Origin of the sequence: Pseudomonas sp. 2995-3, assembly GCF_002742565.1 — a bacterium.
In the GTDB taxonomy this organism is placed as follows: Bacteria; Pseudomonadota; Gammaproteobacteria; order Pseudomonadales; family Pseudomonadaceae; genus Aquipseudomonas; species Aquipseudomonas edaphica.
Map to the genome: position 1 here is coordinate 349,558 of NZ_LJSB01000157.1, position 22,153 is coordinate 371,710.

The 22,153-nt window shown below is 60.3% G+C and carries 19 protein-coding genes; 8 read left to right on the forward strand and 11 right to left on the reverse strand.

Annotated features, from left to right (window positions below; genetic code table 11):
* Positions 1–162: 162 nt before the first annotated feature.
* Both AOA62_RS09235 and AOA62_RS09240 read left to right on the forward strand, forming a co-directional pair.
* Entirely contained in the window at positions 163–1,182 is a 1,020-nt protein-coding gene (locus AOA62_RS09235) for an alpha/beta fold hydrolase (protein ID WP_099548510.1), read from the forward strand.
* Positions 1,183–1,239: 57 nt separating this feature from the next.
* The gene (locus tag AOA62_RS09240) at positions 1,240–1,893 is read left to right on the forward strand and encodes a DsbA family oxidoreductase (protein ID WP_017137018.1); all 654 of its coding nucleotides are present in this window, start codon (positions 1,240–1,242) and stop codon (positions 1,891–1,893) included.
* Positions 1,894–1,982: 89 nt separating this feature from the next.
* On the opposite strand, the gene AOA62_RS09245 is transcribed toward AOA62_RS09240, so the two are convergent.
* Positions 1,983–2,753 carry a MipA/OmpV family protein gene (locus AOA62_RS09245; protein WP_099548511.1) on the reverse strand — a complete coding sequence of 257 codons (771 nt, stop codon included), beginning with the start codon at positions 2,751–2,753 and terminating at the stop codon, positions 1,983–1,985.
* Between the two features lie 225 nt (positions 2,754–2,978).
* On the opposite strand from AOA62_RS09245, the gene AOA62_RS09250 reads away from it, so the two are divergent.
* From AOA62_RS09250 to AOA62_RS09275, 6 genes are read left to right on the forward strand one after another with little or no spacing between them, the layout of a single operon-like run.
* The gene (locus AOA62_RS09250) at positions 2,979–3,689 is read left to right on the forward strand and encodes an MtnX-like HAD-IB family phosphatase (protein WP_017137020.1); all 711 of its coding nucleotides are present in this window, start codon (positions 2,979–2,981) and stop codon (positions 3,687–3,689) included.
* The gene (locus AOA62_RS09255) at positions 3,682–5,076 is read left to right on the forward strand and encodes an aspartate aminotransferase family protein (protein WP_017137021.1); all 1,395 of its coding nucleotides are present in this window, start codon (positions 3,682–3,684) and stop codon (positions 5,074–5,076) included. Before AOA62_RS09250 ends, AOA62_RS09255 begins: the two co-directional genes overlap by 8 nt.
* Positions 5,073–5,948: a carboxylesterase gene (locus AOA62_RS09260; protein ID WP_017137022.1), complete on the forward strand. Its 876-nt coding sequence runs from the start codon at positions 5,073–5,075 to the stop codon at positions 5,946–5,948. The genes AOA62_RS09255 and AOA62_RS09260 overlap by 4 nt, the downstream gene beginning before the upstream one ends.
* A 9-nt stretch (positions 5,949–5,957) precedes the next feature.
* Positions 5,958–7,082: a GNAT family N-acetyltransferase gene (locus AOA62_RS09265; RefSeq protein WP_099548512.1), complete on the forward strand. Its 1,125-nt coding sequence runs from the start codon at positions 5,958–5,960 to the stop codon at positions 7,080–7,082.
* A complete protein-coding gene (locus AOA62_RS09270; RefSeq protein ID WP_017137024.1) occupies positions 7,082–8,860 on the forward strand; it encodes a HAMP domain-containing sensor histidine kinase in 1,779 nt (592 codons plus the stop codon). The genes AOA62_RS09265 and AOA62_RS09270 overlap by 1 nt, the downstream gene beginning before the upstream one ends.
* Entirely contained in the window at positions 8,850–10,247 is a 1,398-nt protein-coding gene (locus tag AOA62_RS09275) for a sigma-54 dependent transcriptional regulator (RefSeq protein ID WP_017137025.1), read from the forward strand. Before AOA62_RS09270 ends, AOA62_RS09275 begins: the two co-directional genes overlap by 11 nt.
* Before the next feature lie 132 nt (positions 10,248–10,379).
* Here AOA62_RS09275 and AOA62_RS09280 read toward each other — a convergent pair whose 3' ends face one another.
* The 10 genes from AOA62_RS09280 to glpK form a co-directional block, all read right to left on the reverse strand.
* Positions 10,380–10,718: a GlpM family protein gene (locus AOA62_RS09280; protein WP_017137026.1), complete on the reverse strand. Its 339-nt coding sequence runs from the start codon at positions 10,716–10,718 to the stop codon at positions 10,380–10,382.
* Positions 10,718–12,055, reverse strand: a complete 1,338-nt coding sequence (locus tag AOA62_RS09285; RefSeq protein WP_017137027.1) for a sigma-54 dependent transcriptional regulator — start codon at positions 12,053–12,055, stop codon at positions 10,718–10,720. The genes AOA62_RS09280 and AOA62_RS09285 overlap by 1 nt, the downstream gene beginning before the upstream one ends.
* On the reverse strand, positions 12,055–13,956 hold the full coding sequence (locus AOA62_RS09290; RefSeq protein WP_099548513.1) for a sensor histidine kinase: 1,902 nt from the start codon (positions 13,954–13,956) through the stop codon (positions 12,055–12,057). Before AOA62_RS09290 ends, AOA62_RS09285 begins: the two co-directional genes overlap by 1 nt.
* Positions 13,957–14,165: 209 nt before the next feature.
* A complete protein-coding gene (locus tag AOA62_RS09295; RefSeq protein ID WP_017137029.1) occupies positions 14,166–14,900 on the reverse strand; it encodes an amino acid ABC transporter ATP-binding protein in 735 nt (244 codons plus the stop codon).
* Positions 14,897–15,568, reverse strand: coding sequence for an amino acid ABC transporter permease (locus AOA62_RS09300; RefSeq protein WP_017137030.1), 672 nt, complete (start codon positions 15,566–15,568; stop codon positions 14,897–14,899). The genes AOA62_RS09295 and AOA62_RS09300 overlap by 4 nt, the downstream gene beginning before the upstream one ends.
* The gene (locus AOA62_RS09305) at positions 15,568–16,314 is read right to left on the reverse strand and encodes an amino acid ABC transporter permease (protein WP_099548514.1); all 747 of its coding nucleotides are present in this window, start codon (positions 16,312–16,314) and stop codon (positions 15,568–15,570) included. Before AOA62_RS09305 ends, AOA62_RS09300 begins: the two co-directional genes overlap by 1 nt.
* Before the next feature lie 194 nt (positions 16,315–16,508).
* On the reverse strand, positions 16,509–17,435 hold the full coding sequence (locus tag AOA62_RS09310) for a glutamate/aspartate ABC transporter substrate-binding protein (protein ID WP_058421600.1): 927 nt from the start codon (positions 17,433–17,435) through the stop codon (positions 16,509–16,511).
* A 488-nt stretch (positions 17,436–17,923) separates the two neighbouring features.
* Positions 17,924–19,462, reverse strand: coding sequence for a glycerol-3-phosphate dehydrogenase (glpD, locus tag AOA62_RS09320; RefSeq protein WP_017137033.1), 1,539 nt, complete (start codon positions 19,460–19,462; stop codon positions 17,924–17,926).
* A 286-nt stretch (positions 19,463–19,748) separates the two neighbouring features.
* The gene (locus tag AOA62_RS09325; protein WP_010212755.1) at positions 19,749–20,504 is read right to left on the reverse strand and encodes a DeoR/GlpR family transcriptional regulator; all 756 of its coding nucleotides are present in this window, start codon (positions 20,502–20,504) and stop codon (positions 19,749–19,751) included.
* Between the two features lie 95 nt (positions 20,505–20,599).
* Positions 20,600–22,105 (reverse strand): glycerol kinase GlpK, encoded by a 1,506-nt coding sequence (gene glpK / locus AOA62_RS09330; protein WP_017137034.1) that lies wholly within the window; start codon positions 22,103–22,105, stop codon positions 20,600–20,602.
* Positions 22,106–22,153: the final 48 nt, after the last annotated feature.

Genomic DNA, 22,153 nt, shown 5'->3' on the forward strand with positions numbered 1-22,153 from the left:
TTTTGATGATTGGATATATCATGAGTTTGTCTCATGTTGCCAGTCATGTCGACCATGACCGTTGGGCGCACTTCATCAAACTGTCACGCAACTGTGGCAGCGCGCTTGTACAAACTTCATCAGACTCGCGCTCTACTGGGGTTCTGCGTTTCGGTGTTTTTCATGCGCGTGTTGTTTTTATTGGCCGCTCTAGTGTTCGGCCTGCCGTCTTTTGCGGCTTCTCGATGTGATGTCAATGTCCCGACCCAAACGGTCGACCTGGAAAAAGTCAGCATCGCCTATCAGAGCATCGGCCGAGCGTCGGATCCGGCGTTGCTGTTGGTCATGGGCCTGGGCGGGCAGTTGATCCACTGGCCGGATGAAGTGGTGGTGGCCTTGTGTGAACAGGGTTTTCGCGTGATCCGCTACGACAACCGTGACGTTGGTTTGTCCACCTGGCGCCAGGCTCCCGCCAGCGCCAACCTGACGTTCGAAGTGCTGCGCTACAAGCTCGGTTTACCGGTGGCGGCGCCGTACACGCTGACCGACATGGCCGACGATGCATTGGGCTTGATGGACGCGCTGCAGATTCAGCAATTCCACGTGCTGGGCGCGAGTATGGGCGGCATGATCGCCCAGCACCTGGCAGCCATGGCGCCACAGCGGGTCGAAAGCCTGACGCTGGTGATGACCAGTTCCGGCGCCGAAGGCCTGCCGGCGCCCAATGCGGCGTTGGTGCAGTTGCTGTCGCGGCGCAGCGCGCCGAACCGTGAAGTGGCGCTGGAGCAACAAGCCGATTTACTCGCAGCCCTGGGCAGCCCCAACGTGAAAGATGATCGCCAGGCGCTGCTGCACCAGGCCGCGCTGTCCTACGACCGCGCCTTCAACCCGGACGGCGTGAAGCGTCAGATCATGGCGATTTTGGCTGAGCCGAGCCGCGTGCCTTTGCTTAACCAATTGCGCGTGCCGACCCTGGTGGTGCACGGCACCGCCGACCCGTTGTTGCCGGTGATGCACGGCGTACACCTGGCCGCGCATATCCAGGGCAGCCAGCTGAAGCTCATACCGGGCATGGCCCACCGCTTCCAGGAAGCCTTCAAGGCACCGCTGCTGACGGCTGTGTTGCCGTATCTGAAAGCCCATCGCGAAGATGCCGCGCATTGGGCGCAGATTGATCTGGGCGAGCCTTCGAAGGTGCTGTGAAGTTGGTGTATGGTGCAACCTTTATGGCGCACATTAATGCCAGCGAGGTTGCCTACCATGAGTACTCCCCTGAAAATCGATTTCGTCAGCGACGTGTCTTGCCCCTGGTGCATCATCGGCCTGCGCGGCCTGACCGAAGCCCTCGACCAACTGGGTAGCGAGGTGCAGGCCGAAATTCATTTCCAGCCGTTTGAGCTGAACCCGAAGATGCCGGCCGAAGGGCAGAACATCGTCGAGCACATCACCGAAAAGTACGGCTCCACCGCCGAGCAATCCCAGGCCAACCGTGAGCGTATCCGCGACATGGGCGCGGCGCTGGGCTTTGCCTTTCGCACGGACGGGCACAGCCGTATCTACAACACCTTCGATGCGCACCGGTTGCTGCATTGGGCGGGGCTTGAAGGGTTGCAGTACAACCTCAAGGAAGCGCTGTTCAAGGCGTATTTCAGTGATGGGCAAGACCCGTCCGACCACGCGACGCTGGCGATCATCGCCGAAAGTGTTGGGTTGGATATCAAGCGCGCGGCTGAAATTCTGGCGTCTGACGAGTACGCTGCTGAAGTCCGTGAGCAGGAAGAATTGTGGATTACACGCGGTGTGACTTCAGTACCCACCATCGTGTTCAACGACCAGTACGCGGTCAGCGGTGGGCAGCCGGCTGAAGCCTTTGTCGGGGCTATTCGTCAGATCATCCAGGAAGCCAAGGCCTGATGATCGTTCCCTTGCTCTGCGTGGGAACGCCGCCCCGGATGCTCCGCGTCCTGCCCTTGAAGTTATGACGCAGAGCGTCACAGGATGCGTCAGTCGAACTTGTAGCTGATCGCCGTCTGGACCTGGCCCTGGTTTACCTTGCCGGTCTCTTTGACGATGGTGCTGTTCGCCGCCGACCCCACCAGGCGAGTCCAACTGGCGCTGGTCAACAGTGACCAGTGGCTGTCCAGTGGGAATTCGAAGCTCTCGGTCAGCGTCAGGTTCTGAAAGCCTGCGCTGGCGTTATAGGTGCGGATGCCGGACGCAACGGACTCTTTATCATCAACGCCAAAAAACGCCTGGGTCTGGCGCGCATCAGCAAAATGCGCCATCAAGCCAGTGCTGCCGATAATACCGCCGCCCAGCGGGTAGCCCAACTCGCCGCCCAGTTTGCCGAGCACGCCACTTTGGTCACGCGAGCCGCCGACGGTTTGGCCAACCTGGGCGTATACGCGCCAGAACTCGGCCGGTGAGTACTGGACGAACCCCCCGACTTCGGCCATGTCCGGCACATCCCGCAACCCACGCAGTGAACCGTTGGCCGTGCGGCCCGGCAGGTAATTGATATACGGGCCGGCGGTGAAACCGTTGGTATTGAGTGCGCTCCAGGTCAGGCCGTCGTCGGTGCCCAGGCTCACATTGCCCCAATCCAGATCGAAATAAGGAATCGGCCGGGTTTCGTAGCGGCTGCCTGTCGGGTCATGGGGCTCATAGCTGACGCCCGCGCCGACTTCGCCGGTAATACCTTCGGCCAATACCGAGCTGGAAAAGCTCCACAGCCCCAGCAAACCGGCGAATACAGCAGAAGTAACCTTGAACATGGAGCGTTTCCTTATCTGAACCTGCGCGCATTCACGCGCGAAGAGCGTCCCTGAGGCAAGCACTCATCTTGTTTGTAGCAAGCTACAAAAATTGTAGCTCCTGCGACACAAATCACCCTGTTTATCGACCAAAACCCCAGCCCCGCTGGGCTTTGGCCAGTTGGCACAGTCTCTGCAATACCCCTGGCACAAGCGCACAGAGCGCTCCTCTTCCAGGTAAACGCAATGATCCAGTGGCATATCGTGTGCGACTTCGACGGGACCATCACCCCCACCGACGTCATCGACAACGTCCTCCAGCGCTTCGCCGGCCCTGAGTGGGAAACCATCGAACAGGAATGGCTGGATGGGCATATCGGTTCCCGCGAATGCCTGAGCCGTCAACTGGCGCTGATCAAGGCCACCCCGGCTGAACTGCTGGCGTATTTCGACAGCGTTGAAATCGACCCGGACTTCCCGGACTTTGTCGATCACGTCATGGGCCTGGGCGCGACCATCGAAGTGGTCAGCGACGGCATCGAGCAAGGCATCGCGCGCATTCTGTCGCGCAACTACGTGACCTTGCTGCCGATCCTCGCCAACCGCCTGCGCCAGGTCGACCAGAACAGCTGGCGCATCGACTTCCCGTATTCCAGCGATGCCTGCCGCGCCGCCTCCGGCAACTGCAAGTGCAAATCCACGCCGCGCAACAAGCGCGTGCTGGTGATCGGCGACGGCAAGTCCGACATGTGCGTGGCTTCAACCGCCGACTTCGTCTTCGCCAAAGGCAGCCTCGCCAAGTACTGCGAAGCCAACAACATTCCCCATGCGCGCTTCGACACCTTTGCCGAATTGCCCGCACTGCTGACCGCTTTGCCACAAGGCATCGCCGCTAACTCCGGCACCTTTGCCGCCGACCTCTCTGTTGAAAATCAGGAACTCTTCCACCATGTCTGATATTCGTATCGCTACCGCCGAAGACCAGATTCTTCTGGATAAAGAAGCCAAATACTGCTCCTACGGCGACACCGTTCACTACATCGAGCCGCCGCGTATTTTCAGCCGTTGCGAAGGCTCCTACGTGTGGGACACCGAAGACCAGGCCTACCTCGACCTGCAAATGTGGTACTCGGCCGTTAACTTCGGCTACGCCAACCCGCGCTTGAATAACGCGCTGAAACAGCAGATCGACACCCTGCCGCAAATCGCCAGCCAGTACCTGCACAAAGGCAAGATCGAGCTGTCGGAAATGATCGCGGTCGATGCCAAGAACAAATTCGGCCTCGACGGTCGCGTGCACTTCAACGTCGGCGGTTCGCAGTCGATCGAAGACTCGCTGAAAGTGGTGCGTAACGCCTCCAACGGCAAGAGCCTGATGTTCGCCTTCGAAGGCGGCTACCACGGCCGTACCCTCGGCGCTTCGTCGATCACCTCGAGCTTCCGCTACCGTCGCCGCTATGGCCATTTTGGCGAGCGCGCCAACTTCATCCCGTTCCCGTACCACTTCCGCGGCCCTAAGGGCATGACCAAAGAAGAATACGGCAGCCACTGCGTGCAGCAATTCGCGCGGCTGTTCGAGACCGAATACAACGGCGTCTGGGACCCGAAAACCAACCAGTGCGAATACGCAGCGTTCTACGTCGAGCCGATCCAGGGCACCGGCGGCTACGTGATCCCGCCGATGAACTTCTACCGCGAATTGAAGCAAGTGCTGGATCAGCACGGCATCCTGATGGTGTCCGACGAAATCCAGATGGGCTTCTACCGTACCGGCAAACTGTGGTCGATCGAACACTTCGACGTACAGCCGGACGTGATCGTCTTCGGTAAGGCGCTGACCAACGGCCTCAACCCGCTGGGCGGCATCTGGGCGCGTGAAGAACTGATCAACCCGAAGGTCTTCCCGCCAGGTTCGACCCACTCCACCTTCGCCTCCAACCCACTGGGTACGGCGGTAGGCCTGGAAATGTTCAAGATGACCAGCGAAGTCGACTACGGCGCAATGGTCATGGCCAAGGGCAAATACTTCCTGGAAGGCCTGCAAGACCTGCAGAAACGTTTCCCGATCATCGGCGACGTCGATGGCCTGGGCCTGGCCCTGCGCTGCGAAATCTGCGGCCCGGATGGCTTCACGCCGGATAAGGCGACCCTGGACTACATGGTCGAAGAAGGCATGAAGGGCGACATGATCGTCGATGGCCAGAAACTCGGCCTGATCCTCGACGTGGGCGGCTACTACAAAAACGTGATCACCCTGGCACCGTCCCTGGAAATCAGCTACCCGGAAATCGACCTGGGCCTGAAGCTGCTCGAGCAATTGCTGGTGCGAGCGACTAAACGGTGAACAGCGTTGGGATCGACCTCGGCGAGGGTGATGCCGGCTTCGTTCTCGGTGAAGGTCCGGTCGGGATCCTGTTGATCCACGGCCTGACCGGCACCCCGACGGAATTGCGCCAGGTCGCCAAAGGCCTGGCCAAGGCGGGTAACTGCACGGTGTATGTGCCCACACTCGCTGGGCACTGCGGCGATAACAGCGACCTGCAGGCCACCGGCTGGCTGGACTGGTACGAAGGCGTGCGCAAGACCTTTGCGCAGGTCAAGCAGCGCCATGAGCAGGTGTTTGTCGGTGGCTTGTCCATGGGCGCGGTGATGTCGATGTACGTGGCCGCCGAGCACCCTGGGCAAGTGGCCGGGCTGCTAATGTATTCGACCACCTTGAAGTACGACGGCTGGAGCATTAACAAGCTGGCGTTTTTGACGCCGTTGCTGATGAAGATCCCGTTCGGCGTGCACATCTGTCGCTTCGAAGAGAAGCCGCCTTACGGCATCAAGAACGAGCGCCTGCGGGCGATCGTCGAGCGTCAGATGAAGGAAGGCGAAAGCAGTGAGGCCGGTTTACTGACCATGGAAGGCATCACGGTGCGCGAGTTGCACCGCATGAACGCGGTGGTCAAAAAGCGCATGCCCGAGGTCAAGGTGCCGGCGCTGGTGCTGCACTCCATCGAGGACGACATCACCAGCCGCTGGAACGCCGATTATGTCGAGCGCCACCTGGGCGGCCCGGTGACCAAGATCCTGCTGGATAACTGCTACCACATGATCACCGTCGACCTGCAATACCGCCGAGTGATCGAGTTGAGCGCAGAGTTTGTCGAGCAACACGCCGCCCCGGCTGTGCAGGCGCCCGTGGATTATCGACAGCGGGCCTCAGCCTAAGGACTAGACGTGATCACCGCCCAAGCCTTCTCGACTATCCGGGCCATCCCGCGTTGCGCCTGGAATGACTGCTTTCCCGCAGCCCTGGAGGATTGGGATTTTTACGTTGCCGTGGAAAACGCCGCGATCGATGATTTCAAGTGGCGTTACCTGGCCGTCTACGACGATGAAACGCTGGTGGCCGTTGCCGCCGCGTTCATCACTTATTATCGCCTCGACACCACGGTGTCGGGCGCCGGCAAGCGCTTTACCGAGCGCCTGGAGCGACTGTGGCCGGGTGTTTTGCGCTTGCAGTTGTATGCCATTGGCTCGCCGGTGGCCGAGCGTTGCGATGCGGGCATCGCCAGTCACGTGCCCCAGGGGCAGCGCCGACTGTTGATCAAGCATTTGCTGGAGGCGGCACGCGAGGATGCCACTACCTTCGGGATTGGCCTGGTGGCGGTCAAAGACGTGCCGACCAGTGACCTGGACTGGGCAGAAAATTGCCGCCAGGCAGGCTTTCAGAGTATGCCAAGCTTACCCAGGGGTTGGTTGACGGTGCCTTACGGCTCGGTGGAGGCCTACCTGGGCTCGCTGTGCAAGGCGACCCGCAAAGACTTGCGCCGCAAGTTGCGCGCGCCAGGCCCACGGGTCGAGTGGCGGCACACTATTGATGATGTGTTGCCCGACGTGATGCGCCTGTACGAAGACACGCTCAGCCGCGCCGATTTGCAGTTCGAACGCCTGCCGGCGCGTTATTTCACCGGCATTCTTGAACAGCTGCAAGGGCGTGCGGTCTGTGCTCTTTACTGGGTGGATGAGCGTCTGGTGGCGTTCAACCTGGTGCTGTTGGACCAGCATCGGCTGATCGACAAGTTTTTCGGGCATGACCGTGAGTTCAGCCGCGCGTACAGTTTGTACTTTCGCTACTGGTTGACCAATGTCGACTACTGTATTGCACACAAGATCCCGGTGTACGAGTGCGGTCAGGAGGGCTATGCCAGTAAGCTGCGCCTGGGGTGCGAGTTCCAGGGCAACAGCATGTTCTTCCGTCACCGTAACCGGCTGGTCAACGGCCTGCTCAAACTCGTGAAAATGTACATAAGACCGGACCGTTCCGACCCTGCCATGGCTGCTGCGATAAGCGAAACCTGATGATCACCAAGACCCGCCCAAAAGCCCGCCCCTTTGCCATTTCGCGTTGGAGCGTCCAGCGCAAGCTGGTGCTGGCGTTCTGGCTGGTCAGCGTTATCCCGACCATGATCGCGGCCGAACTGGCGGCGACCACGTTGTCGCAGATTTTTGACAGCAACGTGCGCATCTGGCTGCAAGAGTCGACCAAGATCGTCAAGGACGAAATCGGCGACATCCTGCATGACAACGCGCGCATGGCCAAGCTGTTCCTGCGCTACACGGCTCCGCCGTTGAACAAACAAGCCGCCAAGCATGACCGGCTCACCGCCGATATTGCCGAGGCCACCGATATCGACGTGGTCTCGCTGATTCGTGTCAGTGACCACAAGATTGTGTTCAGCACGGCCCCTGACGATGTCGTCAAGCAGATCAACCTGACCAGCAACGCAGTGTTGCAAACCATCCAGGTGGCCGGCGTGACGACGGGCCTGGTGGTCTCAACGTTCGAAACCACCCAAGAGGGCGTCGACTACGTGCTGTTGGTGGCCACGTACCTGGACAGCAGCTTCCTCACCAGCGTGGCCGATGTGCATTCCCTCGACCTGCGCCTGTACCTGGCCAACCCTACGGGGTTTTCCGAGATATTCTCGACCCAGCGCTTTGAGAATCATCCGTCACGCATTCCCACGAATGTTGAAACGGCGATGCGCGCCACCAAGCAACCGAGCGAGCAGTTCACCAATAACTACAGCGGTTTGTACTGGCCGATCTTCAATGATGGCGGCGAACTGCAAGGCGTGATTTTCAGCGGCCTGTTGCGCCATACCAGCCTGGTGGGGCTGGTGAACCAGAGCAACCTGTTCGTGCTGATCTTCTTGCTGAGTTCGGCGTTGTCGCTGGGCGCCGGTGTCTTGGTGTCACGCCGCCTGACCAAACCGTTGCGCGATTTATCCCAGGGCGTGGACGCAGTGATCTCGGGCAATTACGAGCATCGCGTGCTGGTCAGCGGCGGCGATGAGCTGGCGCAACTGAGCAGCACCTTCAACCACATGACCGAACGCCTGGGCGAGTTGCACCACCTCGAGGCCCAGCTGCGCCGCCGCGACCGGCTGCATGCTTTGGGCGAAGTCGCCATGGGCCTGGCACACGAGATTCGCAACCCGCTGGGCATCATCAAGACCGCCACCCAACTGCTGCATCGTCGCGTCGACCTGCCGGACACCGACAAGCGCCACCTCGAATACGTTATCAGCGAAGTCAGCCGCATCAACGACCTGATCACCGAGTTTCTGGATTTCGCCAAACCCAACCCGCCCCTGCGTGTGTTGCAGGCGGCGCGCCCGGTGGTGGAAGAGATCCTCGGCTTTTGCAGCCCGGAGCTGGCCACCCATAACATCGATGCGCACATCGATGACCAGGCGCCCGGCGCGACGATTTATGCCGATGCCAAGCAACTCAAGCAGGCATGCCTGAACCTGATCCTCAATGCCATTGATGCGATGCCCGAAGGCGGGCGCCTGACCTTGGGCATTCGCAGTGTGGACGGCAATACGGTGATCAGCATTGCTGACACCGGCCAAGGCATTCCGGCCGATATGATCGAGCGGATCTTCACGCCATTCGTCACCACCAAGGCCTCGGGCACGGGCCTGGGGCTGGCTAAAGTCTATTCGATCATGGAAAGTCATGACGGCAGCATCGAATGTGCCAGTGAGAAAGATGCCGGCGCCACCTTCAGCCTGTACATTCCGGCCCATGGTGAAGACGACGGTGACGATGAGGAAGTTCATGACGCATAACGTATTGGTAGTCGACGACGAGCCCAAGCTCTGCGACTTGCTGTCATCGGCCTTGAGCCAGAACGGCATCCAGGTATTTACCGCCGGCAATGGCCTGCACGCGCTCAAGGTGCTGGAGCAGGAAGACATCGACCTGGTGATCAGCGACTGGCGCATGCCAGGCATGGACGGGCCGGCGCTGTTGGCGGAGATAAAAGTGCGCTTCCCGGAGTTGCCGGTGATCGTGATGACCGCCTACAGCACGGTAAAAAACGCCGTGCAGTCGATGCGTAATGGCGCCTATGACTACATTGCCAAGCCGTTCGATATCGACGAGCTGGACATCACCGTGGCCAAGGCCCTGCAGTTTCGCGACATCATGCGCGACAACGCACGCCTGCGCGCCGAGCTGGATCACCATGCGCAGTTCGACAGTCTGGTGGGCGACAGCCCGGCGTTTCGCCAGGTGCTGCACGCGGTCGATTCGGTACGCGACAGCAACGCCACTATCCTGCTGACCGGCGAGAGCGGCACCGGCAAGGAAATGGTCGCCCGCGCGATTCACAAACATGGCAGCCGCGCCGACAAGCCGTTCGTGGCGGTCAACTGCGCGGCCATCCCCGAAGGCTTGCTGGAAAGCGAGATGTTTGGCCATCGCAAAGGCGCCTTTACCGGTGCCGTGGCCGATCGGGTAGGGCGCTTTATGCAGGCTGACCAAGGCACTTTGTTTCTGGATGAAGTGGGCGACATGCCGTTGGCGTTGCAGGCCAAGATCCTGCGGGCCTTGCAGGAGCGGGTGATCGAGCCGGTGGGCGACTCGCGCGAGCGCAAGGTGGATGTGCGCGTGATCGCCGCCACGAACAAGAACCTGCTGGATGCGGTGGCCAATAAAGAATTTCGCGAAGACCTGTATTACCGCCTCAATGTATTCCCGATCCCGTTGCCGGCCTTGCGCGAGCGCGCCGAAGACATCGTGCCCCTGGCCCGGCACTTCGCCCAGACCCTGAGCGCTACCGCGGGCAAACGCATCACCGGCTTCAGCCCCGAGGCATTGCAGGCGATGGCGGCTTACCACTGGCCGGGCAATATTCGTGAGCTGCAGAACTGCGTGGAGCGGGCGACCATCGTGGCGGCTTCGCCGGTGATTGAAGACATTGACTTGCCGGCTTATCTGTTTGCGTCCAAACCTGCCGAGGACGGCGTTACGGCGCTGCTCGGTGACACACCGGGCGTGCCTGCCGACCTGGATGCGGCGCTGGCTGAGGTCGAGAAAACCTACATCATGGCGGCGTTGAACGAGAGCAACGGCGTGCAGGCTGCGGCAGCGGCGAAGATCGGGATTTCCGAGAGGAGTTTTTGGTATCGGCTGAAGAAGCTGGGGATTCAGGTCGAGAAGATCATCCGCTGATCTATCAGGCTCACCATGAACCCCAATGTGGGAGCTGGCTTGCCTGCGATAGCGGTATGTCTGTGCCAGATAAGTTGGCTGATACACCGCCATCGCAGGCAAGCCAGCTCCCACAGGTTTAACCGCGGTGTGTCAGGCGTGGACGCGTACCCACACTGTCACCAACACCGTCGCCGCCATCAACCATGCCACTGCCGCCACGGCGAGTGACGCCTCCAGGCGCATGCGGTCGACCATCACATACAGCGTCGCCAAATACACAAAATACGGAATGATCGACCACATCCCAAACAGGATGGTGGTCTTCAAGTCGTCCACCGAACGGCCCTTGCCGACGATGTAATGCGCGATCAGTGCGAAAGTCGGAAACAGCGGCACCAGCCCTGCGATATAGTAATTTCTGGTCTTGGCCAGCGCCGCCAGGATCAGCACCACCGCCGCGCCCAGGGCGGCTTTCAAGAGTAAGTCCATCAGTGGCTCAACCCGTATTTCTTGACCTTGTCGAACAGCGTGGTCTTGGCCATTCCGAGTTCCAGGCTCGCCTGGGTGAGGTTGCCGCCGCTGCGTTGCAGGGCGTCGTTAAGCAGGTTGCGCTCGAAGGCTTCCACCGCTTCGGTAAAGGCCAGGCCGTGGTTGCTGCTGCTGGCGCCGCTTTTCTTGAAGGCTGGCAAGCCCAGCGCAAAGCGCTCGGCGACGTTGCGCAGTTCACGCACGTTGCCTGGCCAGTCGTGGCTCATCAGGGTCGATACGGTCTGGTTGTCCAGCTCCGGCACACTGCGGTCAAAACGCAGTGACGATTGCTGCAGGAAGTGTTCGAACAGCTGCAGGATGTCTTCACGGCGCTCGCGTAACGGTGGCAATTCCAGGGTCACGACGTTGAGGCGGTAGTAAAGGTCGCTACGGAATTGGTTGGCGCGGCTCAGTTCGTCCAGGTCGGATTTGGTCGCGGCAATGACTCGGCAATCCACCGCCACACTCTGGTTCGAGCCCAGGCGTTCCAAGGTGCGTTCCTGCAACACACGCAGCAGTTTGATCTGCAGGTTGATCGGCATGCTTTCCACTTCGTCGAGGAACAGCGTGCCCTCATGGGCGTGTTCGATCTTGCCGATGCGCCGCTTGCCCGCGCCGGTAAAGGCGTTGGCTTCGTGGCCGAATATTTCGCTTTCGAACAGGTTCTCCGGCAGGCCACCGCAGTTCAGGGCAACGAACTGATGGTCGTGGCGTCGGCTGAAATCGTGCAAGCAACGCGCAACCAGTTCCTTGCCGGTGCCGGTTTCGCCTTCGATCAGCACGTTGGCCGAGGTATCAGCGACGTTGGCGATCAGTTCGCGCAGGTTTTGCATGGCGGGCGAGCGGCCGATGATGCGGCCTTCCAGCGAGTCGCGCTCGGCCAGTTGGCGGCGCAGCGACCAGACTTCCCGCGCCAGCCCACGTTGCTCAAGCGCGCGGCGCGCCACATCGACCAGGCGCTCGGGGGAGAAGGGTTTTTCCATGAAGTCGTAGGCGCCGTTACGCATGGCACCGACTGCCATCGAAATATCCCCGTGGCCGGTGATCAGCACCACCGGCAGGCTTTTATCCAGGGCCTTGAGGCGGGTGAGCAGCTCCAGGCCATCGATGCCTGGCAGGCGAATATCGCTGATGACGATGCCGGCAAAGTTCTCACCGATGCGCTTGAGCGCTTCCTCGGCACTGCCCACACCCACGCTGTGAATGTCTTCCAGCGCCAGGGCTTGCTGGCAGCCGAGCAGCACATGGGGGTCGTCTTCGACGATCAGAACGGTGAGGTCTTTAGGATCGGTACTCATCATGTCGACTCAGCTTTTTGGGTGCCCACCAACGGCAGGCACAAGACGAAGGCAGTACCACCACTGGCCGGGTGTTCCACGGCGAGGTTGCCGCCGGTGGCCGCCGCCAGGCTGGCCGAAAGTGTCAGGCCCAGGCCCAGGCCTTGTTCGCCGGGTTTGGTGGTGAAGAACGGTTCGAATAAATGTTTGCGCGCTTCGGGGTCGATGCCGTGGCCATTGTCGCGCACTTGCAGGCGGTACTTGCCCTCGCTGCTGTGGCCGTCCAGCCATAGTTCGGGGGCCGGTTGTGCCTGCATGGCGTCGAGGGCGTTGCCGATCAGGTTGACCAGGATCTGTTCCAGGCGGGTCTGGTCGATCTGCAATTGCGCGCTGACAAAGTCACGGTGCACGGTCAACGGCAAGCCGTCCAGGCGCGCGCCCAGCACCTGGAAGGCGGCGTCCACGGCTTTGCCCAGGTTGGCCTCGCCCTGATCATCGCCGCGCCGGGCAAACGAGCGCAGGCTGGCGGTGATGCGGCCCATGCGGTCGATCAGCTCGTTGATGGTCTTGAGGTTGGCGCTGGCGGTGTCGAGGGCGCCACGCTCCAGGAAGCGCACGGTGTTACCCGACAGCGTGCGCAATGCCGCCAGCGGCTGGTTGAGTTCATGGGCAATGCTGGTGGACATCTGGCCGATGGCCGCCAGCTTGCCGGCCTGCACCAGTTCATCCTGGGCGCGGCGCAGGGTTTCTTCGGCCTGGCGGCGTTCGCGGATCTGGCCCTTGAGCCGTTCGTTACTGGCGCGCAGGTCGGCGGTGCGTTCGGCAATCCTTCGTTCCAGCTGGCTGTTGGCTTCCTGCAAGGCTTCGCGCGCAGCGAGGCGGGTGGCGATGACTTTGCGCCGCTCGTTCCAGGCAATCAGCAGGAACGCGACCAGGCCAAATGCGACCGCCACCAGAATGCCCTGATTGATCGCGGCGCGACGCAGGTCGTTAAGTGGAGTCAGCAGGGTGAAGTTCCAGGGCGTGTCGCTGAGCGGGCGGGTCTGGGCCAGGTAGCTGACTTCGCGCTCGTCGTTGACCACTTCGCTGTTGGCCGGAAAGGTGAGTTTCTCGGTGCCTTCGTTGAGACGCTCGCGGGCCAACGGCTCCAGCTCGTTCAATGTCGCCCAGTAATATTGCAGGCTGTGGGCCAGGCGTTCCTTGGTGTCATCGCTCAGCGGGCGCACGGCCTTGAGACGCCGGGCCGGGTCGCTGGAGAGGATGATGATGCCGTTCTCATCGCTCACAAAGGCTTCGAGACGCGCGCGCTGCCAGCGTTCTTCGAGTGCTTCAAGGCGCACTTTGACCACGGCCACGCCGATGATCTTGCCGTGCTCTTCGAGGCCGTGCGCCAGGTAGTAACCGGGTTCGCCGTTGGTGCTGCCAATGCCATAGAAACGGCCGGGCTGGCCGCGCACGGCGTTTTGGAAATAGGCACGGAAGGACAGGTCTTCACCCTGGTAACTGTCGGCATCGCGCCAGTTACTGGTGGCCAGCACGCGGCCGGTGGTGTCCATCACGTAGATGGCCCGGCTACGACTGCGTCGGTTCAGGCCTTCGAGGTAATCGTTGACCGTTTGCCGGGTTTCCTGGCTGGGGTCGGCCAGCAGCTTGGAGACGCTGGATTCCAGCTCCAACAGGCTGGGCAGGTAGGTGTATTTGCTCAGTTCGCTTTCGACGGTACGGGCATGCAGCTCCAACTGGCGTTCGCCGTTGTCGCTGAGGGTGCGGATGCCATAGTACTCACTGACCCAGAAGCCGATGTAACCCAAGCCGATCATCAGGGCGATGATCAACGGCGGCAGGAACAGTTGGCGAATCAGACGAGGTTTCACGGCAAGTGATGGCGGTGCGGCGCGAAATTGGTTGGGGTCGCATTTCATCACAGATGCCTTGGGTCAACCAGCGCTGTCAGCCCTGTTGCGAACCCGGTTGTGTGGGCAATTTGATTATGTGGGAGCCGGGCTTGCCCGCGATGCAGGCGCCTCGGTGTATCAGTTGCACCGAGGTGATGCTATCGCAGGCAAGCCAGCGCCCACACAAGCCGTCTTCCACACAAGCCCGGTTCCCACAGGGAGAACAGTGCTGCTTTTTAGTGCTGCAGGATTTTCTCAAGGAAGTGCTGCGCGCGTTCGGAGCGGGCGCTGATATCGCCGAAGAACTCCTCTTTCGGGCAGTCTTCGATGATCTTGCCGGCGTCCATGAAGATCACGCGGTCGGCCACTTTGCGCGCGAAGCCCATTTCGTGGGTCACGCACATCATGGTCATGCCTTCGTGGGCCAGTTGCACCATCACGTCGAGCACTTCGTTAACCATCTCCGGGTCGAGCGCGGAGGTCGGTTCGTCGAACAGCATGACGATCGGGTCCATGGCCAGGGCGCGGGCAATGGCCACACGTTGTTGCTGGCCGCCGGAGAGCTGGCCCGGGTGCTTGTGGGCGTGCGCCGACAGGCCCACACGGTCAAGCAGCTGCAGGCCCTTCTTGGTGGCTTCTTCCTTGCTGCGGCCCAGCACTTTGATCTGTGCGATGGTCAGGTTTTCGGTGATGGTCAGGTGCGGGAACAGCTCGAAGTGCTGGAACACCATGCCCACGCGCGAGCGCAGTTTGGGCAGGTTGGTCTTCGGGTCGGCAATGGAGGTGCCGTCGACCACGATGTCGCCCTTCTGGAACGGTTCCAGCGCGTTGACGCACTTGATCAGGGTGGATTTGCCCGAACCCGATGGGCCGCACACCACGATCACTTCGCCTTTTTTGACATCAGTGCTGCAATCGGTCAGCACCTGGAAGTCGCCATACCACTTGTTGATGTTCTTGATAGAGATCATACGGCAAACCTTTTTTGCAGACGCTTGACCAGCAGCGAGGCGGAAAAGCTGATGATGAAGTAGACGACACCGGCGAAGATCAGGAACTCATTGGAGCGGCCGATGATGTCGCCGTTGGAGCGGGCGGAGTTGAGGAAGTCCACCAGGCCCACGGTGTAGACCAGCGAGGTGTCCTGGAACAGGATGATCGACTGTTGCAGCAGCAACGGGGTCATCTTGCGGAAAGCCTGGGGCAGGATGATCAGACGCATGGTCTGGCCATAGGTCATGCCCATTGCCTGGGCTGCGCCCATCTGGCCCTTGGGGATCGACTGCACGCCGGCCCGCACGATTTCACAGAAGTACGCAGCTTCGAACATCATGAAGGCCACGACGCAGGAAGTGAACGCGCCGATCGGGGTGTCTTCGCCGGTGATCCAGCGCAGCACGAACGGCACCGCCAGGTAGAACCAGGTGATCACCAGCAGCAGCGGGATCGAGCGGAAGTAATTCACGTAGGCGCCGGCCAGGCGCGACAGCAGTTTGCTGGACGACAGGCGCATCAGCGCCAGGACCGTACCCAGTGCGATGCCGCCGACCACGCCCATGACCATCAACTGCAAGGTCATGACCATGCCGTTCCACAGGCCCGGAATGGCGGGGATGATACCGCTGAAATCGAAGTCCATTATTTACCCCCCACGGAGATCAGGCCGGGCACCGCGACTTTCTTCTCGATCACGCGCATCAGCAACATCAGGCTCATGTTCAAGGTGAAGTAGATCAACGTGGCCAGGGTGAAGGCTTCAAACAGGTTGGCCGAAAACTCGGCGGTCTGTTTGGTTTGCGCCAGCAGTTCCATCAAGCCGATCAAGGACGCCACGGAGGAGTTCTTGAACACGTTGAGGAATTCGGAGGTAAGCGGCGGAATGATGATGCGGTAGGCCTGGGGCAGCAGCACGTTCCAGTAGATCTGTGGCAGCTTGAAGCCCATGGCACGCGCCGCAGCTTCCTGGCCACGTGGCAGCGCCTGGATGCCGGTACGCACTTGTTCGCACACACGGGCGGCGGTGAACAGGCCCAGGCACACGACAACGCTCAGGTAGGCCGAGGTGGTCGGGTTGAGGTCCTGTTTGTACCAGTCCTGCAGGTTCTGCGGCAGCATATCGGGCACCAGGAAGTACCAGATAAACAGCTGCACCAGCAGCGGCACGTTACGAAACAGCTCCACGTAGCAGGTCGCGATGCCCGCTACGATGCGGTTTGGCACGGTGCGCATGACCCCCAGAATGGAGCCAAGCAACAAGGCGATAATCCATGCCACGACAGCGATGGCGATGGTCCAGCCCAAGCCGGCGATGTACCAGTCGAGATAAGTCTCGCTGCCAACGCCAGTGGACTTGAAGAACACGCCCCAGTCCCAGTTGTAATTCATTAGGGTCTCCCCTCGAGATCGATCGATGTACAAGCACCCGCTTGGGGAAGATCCTTTCCCGCCTGACGGTGAACGCCAGGCACACGCGATCGGCTCGAAAACCGCCAGGTCGAGTGTTCCACATTAATGCCAGCAGGTAGTAACAGACGCCTGAGGGAGGGTTGGCTCCCTCAGGACATAAGCTTAGTCAGGTATCAGATTTTTACGTCAGGGGCTGGCTTGTCGCTTGGGTTAGCGATCAGCTCCTTAACCTTTTCGCTCATCGGGAAGTTCAGGTTCAGGCCTTTTGGTGGGATCGGGCTCTCGAACCACTTGCTGTAGATCTTGTTGATCTCGCCGGACTTGTACAGGGCGACGATGGCGTCATCCACGGCTTTCTTGAAGGCCGGGTCGTCTTTACGCACCATGCACGCGTAGGCTTCGAAGGACTGTGGAGTACCGGTGATGACCCAGTCGTCCGGCTTCTTGGCCTTGGCTTCTTCGCCGGCCAGCAGGGCGTCGTCCATCATGAACGCAACGGCACGGCCGCTTTCGAGCATCTGGAAGGATTCGCCGTGGTCTTTGGCCGAGATAACGTTCATGCCCATCTGCTTGTCGGCGTTCATCGCTTTGATGATGCGCTCGGACGTAGTGCCAGCGGTGGTCACGACGTTTTTGCCTTTCAGGTCGGCAAAGTCAGCGTAGGACGGCTTGCCATCCTTGTCCTTCTTGACCAGCAGACGGGTGCCGATTTCGAAGATGTTGACGGTGAAATCAACTTGCTGGGCGCGTTCGGCGTTGTTGGTGGTGGAGCCGCACTCAAGGTCCGCAGTGCCGTTCTGGATCAGCGGGATACGAGTCTGCGAAGTCACCAGGTTGTATTTGGCCTTCAGATCGGGCTTGTTCAGGTCTTTTTTCAGGGCTTCAACTACAGCCAACTGAACGTCGTGGGAGTAGCCCACGGGTTTGCCCGAGCCATCCGCGATGTAGGAAAACGGAATGGAGCTGTCGCGGTGAGCGAGGGTGATGGTGCCGGAGTCGTTGATTTTCTTCAGTGTGCCGGTGAGTTCGGCGGCGAAAACTGGAGTGCTGATCAGAGCAGCAGCGATAGCTGCGCCCAGGATATGGGGAACGATGCGCATCAATACTTCCTCGACATTTGTTTTTTTTATGAAGCCGGCTAAGCGACTCTCTTTGTACTGCGAATGCCCATGACGGCTCCTAAGGCGCCTCAGGCAATCGTCAGGGAGTGTAGAGCATGAGTCGTGCCATACCAGAAATAAAAGGTTATTTGATTGATTTATAAGGAGATTAAGTTTGTGTTACGAGGGATTTGTAACGGTTTGGTCCGGCAAACCGAATGGGGTGGGGTGTGGCGTTCGGAAAACCGAATGGTCAGCAAGGTATTCCGAGCCAGGCTTTTTGTGGGAGCTGGCTTGCCCCGCGATGCCTGCACCTCGGTCTTTGATTGAACCGAGGTGATGCAATCGCAGGCACCGGCGGCCTATCCGGTGCTGCTGGGCTCGGCCTTCAGTGTGATTCGCGACATGGGCCTGCGCTATGCCAGGACACACCCCATAAAAAAGCCCCTGGACCTTGCGGTACAGGGGCTTCTCGTCACTGCCTGCGATCAGGCTGCTTCAATCTTCGCGCGGTTTTGCTCGACCTTGGACAGGTAGCGCTGCACGTTTTCCTGCTCTTGCGGTGTGGTGAACAAGCCCAGCTTGGTCCGGCGCCACAGCACGTCCTGCGGTTGCGTCACCCATTCTTCGGCGCACAGGTAATCGACTTCGCGGGTGTACAGGCCGCCACCCAGGTGTTCGCCCAAGTCAGCAAGCGATTGCACGCCTTCGAGCAAGCGCCAGGTACGGCTGCCGTACGTGGTGGACCAACGGCGTGCGATCTCGCTTGGCACCCAGTCAAATTTGGCGCGAATCGCTTCGGCCAAGGCTTCTGGCGTAGTCATGTTCTCGCCGCCCGGCAGGCTCGCCGTGGCGGTCCAGCTTGGGCGCATTTGCGTGAAAAACGGCGCCAGTTGCGCCATCGCCGATTCGGCCAGCTTGCGGTAGGTGGTCAACTTGCCACCGAACACCGACAGGATCGGCGCTTCACCGTTACCGCCAGACAGCGACAGGGTGTAGTCGCGGGTGATGGCCGACGGGTTGTCCGATTCGTCGTTGCACAACGGGCGCACGCCGGAGTAGGTGTGCACGATGTCGTCGCGGCTCAACTGCTTCTTGAAGTGCGCGTTGACCACTTTGAGCATGTAGTCGGTTTCACCTTCGGTAATCGCAACCTTCGCTGGGTCACCGGTGTACTCACGGTCGGTGGTGCCGATGATGGTCAGGTGGTTCAGGTACGGAATCGTGAAGACGATGCGCTGATCTTCGTTCTGCAGGATGTGCGCGTGCGCACCTTCGTAGAGTTTCGGCACGATCAAGTGGCTGCCCTGGATCAGGCGGATGCCGTAAGGCGAGTCCAGCTTCAGGTCTTCCTTGATGAACTTGGCGACCCACGGGCCGGCGGCGTTCACCAAGGCGCGGGCGCGGATCGAGAACAGGCTGCCATCGGCGCGTTCCATGTTCATTTCCCACATGCCGTTGCTGCGATGTGCGCTGATGCAACGGGTCTGGGTGTGGATATGCGCGCCTTTTTCACGGGCGGCCATGGCATTGAGTACCACCAGGCGGGCGTCATCAACCCAGCAGTCGGAGTATTCGAAGCCTTTGGTGATTTCACTTTTCAACGGGCTGTCGGGGCCGAACTTAAGGCTCTTGGAACCGGCGAGTTTCTCGCGCTTGCCCAAGTGGTCGTACAGGAACAGGCCCGCGCGAATCATCCACGCCGGGCGCAGGTGCGGGCGGTGCGGCAATACAAAGCGCATCTGCTTGACGATGTGCGGGGCCTTGGCCAGCAGCACCTCACGTTCGGCCAGAGCCTCGCGCACCAGGCGGAATTCGTAATGTTCGAGGTAGCGCAGGCCGCCGTGGATCAGCTTGCTGCTGGCGGAAGATGTGTGGCTGGCCAAGTCGTCCTTTTCGCAAAGGAATACCGACAAACCGCGCCCGGCTGCGTCTGCTGCAATGCCGACGCCATTGATTCCGCCGCCAATTACGGCAACGTCATAGACTTCGGCAAGCGGTGGAGCAGGCAAGGTGGAAGGGTTCATCGGCTGGCCTCGCGATCTTTTCGTCTTGGAATTCGAACATTAATGTTCATTTGCGAAAATGGTAGCTGATAAACGCGCACACAGCCACCCGACTTCGATTGAAAAAACTCATCGAAGGGCTGAAAAGGGAAGAATTGTGAACATGAGCCAAGGAAAGGCTCGAGAGAGGGGGGTTGGATATATCGCCATCGCGGGCAAGCCCGGCTCCCACAGTTGATCGTGTACCTGCATGAGAATGCGGTCAACTGTGGGAGCGGGCTTGCCCGCGATGGCGGTGTTACAGACTCTAAACCACTTCCAGCCGAACCTTATGCTGGTTCAACAACTGCACCAACGCCGGCACCGGCTGCTGGTCGGTCACCAGACAGTCCACCAGACTGATCGGCCCCAAGCGAATCATGGCATTGCGCCCGAATTTACTTGAGTCGGCCGCCAGGATCACCTGGCGTGCATTGGCGATGATCGCCTGGGAAACCCTGACTTCCTGATAGTCAAAGTCCAGCAGGCTGCCGTCTTCATCAATGCCACTGATGCCGACCAACGCAAAGTCGACCTTGAACTGGTTGATAAAGTCGACACTCGCCTGGCCCACCACACCGCCGTCACGGCGCACGTTGCCGCCGGTCAACAGCACATCGAAGTCGTCCTTGGCACTGAGCATGGTGGCAACGTTGAGGTTGTTGGTGATGATTTTCAGGTGGTTGTGATTGAGCAGCGCACGCGCGATGGATTCGGTGGTGGTGCCGATATTGATGAACAGCGAGGCGTGATCAGGGATTTGCGCGGCAATGGCTTCGCCGATGCGTTGTTTCTCATCGCGCATCTGGTCGGCACGCATGGCGTACGCGGTGTTCTCGACACTGGAGTCATAGGCCGCGCCGCCGTGGTAGCGGCGCAGCAGGTTGGCGTCCGCCAGTTGGTTGATGTCGCGGCGGATGGTTTGCGGGGTGACAACGAATAGCTGCGCCATCTCCTCGATACTGACGTAGCCGCGTTCGCGCACCAGTTCGAGAATTTGTTGTTGGCGGGGAGGCAGATTCATGGGGCGTCCTTTGGGCTGCCATACAAAAGTGGCCCATGATGCCGCAGCAATCGACTCCCCGCCAGTTACAACCCGATTTGGGTCCGACGGTTGGCTTATTCAGCGCCTTCGTGTGGTTCCCAGTCGCGGGTGCGGCTGACTGCTTTTTGCCAGCCGGCGTAGAGCTTCTCTTTGGCGGCTTCATCAAGCTGTGGTTCGAATTCGCGCTCGATGACGGCCTTGCCACGCAGCTCATCCAGGCTGCCCCAGAAACCACAGGCCAGGCCTGCCAGGTACGCGGCGCCGAGTGCTGTGGTTTCGCGCATTTGCGGGCGCTCGACCTGGGTGCCGAGGATATCGGCCTGGAACTGCATCAGGAAGTTGTTGGCCACCGCGCCGCCGTCCACACGCAGGGCTTTGAGGCGTTCGCCAGAGTCCTGTTGCATGGCGTCCAGCACGTCGCGGGTCTGGTAGGCAATCGACTCCAGGGCGGCACGGATAATGTGATCCACGCGCACGCCACGGGTCAGGCCGAACAGCGCGCCACGGGCATACGGGTCCCAGTACGGAGCGCCCAGGCCGGTGAAGGCTGGCACCAGGTACACGCCGTTGCTGTCCTTGACCTTGCCGGCGAAGTATTCGGTGTCGGTGGCGTCGGCGATGATTTTCAGCTCGTCACGCAGCCATTGCACGGTGGAGCCACCGTTGAAGACCGCGCCTTCGAGGGCGTAAGCCACTTCGCCACGTGGGCCGCAAGCGATGGTGGTGAGCATGCCGTGCTTGGATTTCACCGCCTTGTCGCCGGTGTTCATCAGCAGGAAGCAACCGGTGCCATAGGTGTTCTTGGCCTGGCCGGCTTCTACGCACATCTGGCCGAACAGCGCCGCTTGCTGGTCACCGGCAATACCGCCGATGGCGATGCCGCTTTTGGTGCGGCCGTAGATTTCCGAGGAGGACTTGACTTCCGGCAGCATTTCGCGCGGCACGTCGAGAATCTCCAGCATCTTCGCATCCCACTCCAGGGTGTGGATGTTGAAGAGCATGGTGCGCGAGGCGTTGGTGTAGTCGGTGACGTGGGTCTTGCCGCCGGTAAATTTCCAGATCAGCCAGCTGTCGACGGTGCCGAACAGCAGTTCGCCATTGCGCGCACGCTCGCGGCTGCCTTCGACGTTGTCGAGGATCCACTTGAGCTTGGTGCCGGAGAAGTACGGGTCGGTGACCAGGCCGGTGGTGTCACTGATGTATTGCTCGTGGCCATCGCGCTTGAGCTGCTGGCAGATCTCGGTGCTGCGGCGGCACTGCCACACGATCGCGTTGTAGATCGGGCGGCCGGTGATCTTGTCCCAGACCACGGTGGTTTCACGCTGGTTGGTGATACCGATGGCGGCGACCTGGTCATGGTGCAGGCCGGCTTGTGCCAGGGCCTCGACCATTACCGCGCTCTGGGTGGCGAAAATTTCCATCGGGTCATGTTCGACCCAGCCGGCTTGCGGGTAATGCTGAGCGAATTCACGCTGGGCGGTGCAGACCACGTTGGCGTCACGATCGAAGATGATCGCCCGCGAACTGGTGGTGCCCTGATCGAGGGCAATGATGTAGTTCTTATTCTGAATGTCGGTCATGTCAATTGCCTTGGACGAAATAAGGAAGTCAGAAATCAGCCTGGTCCG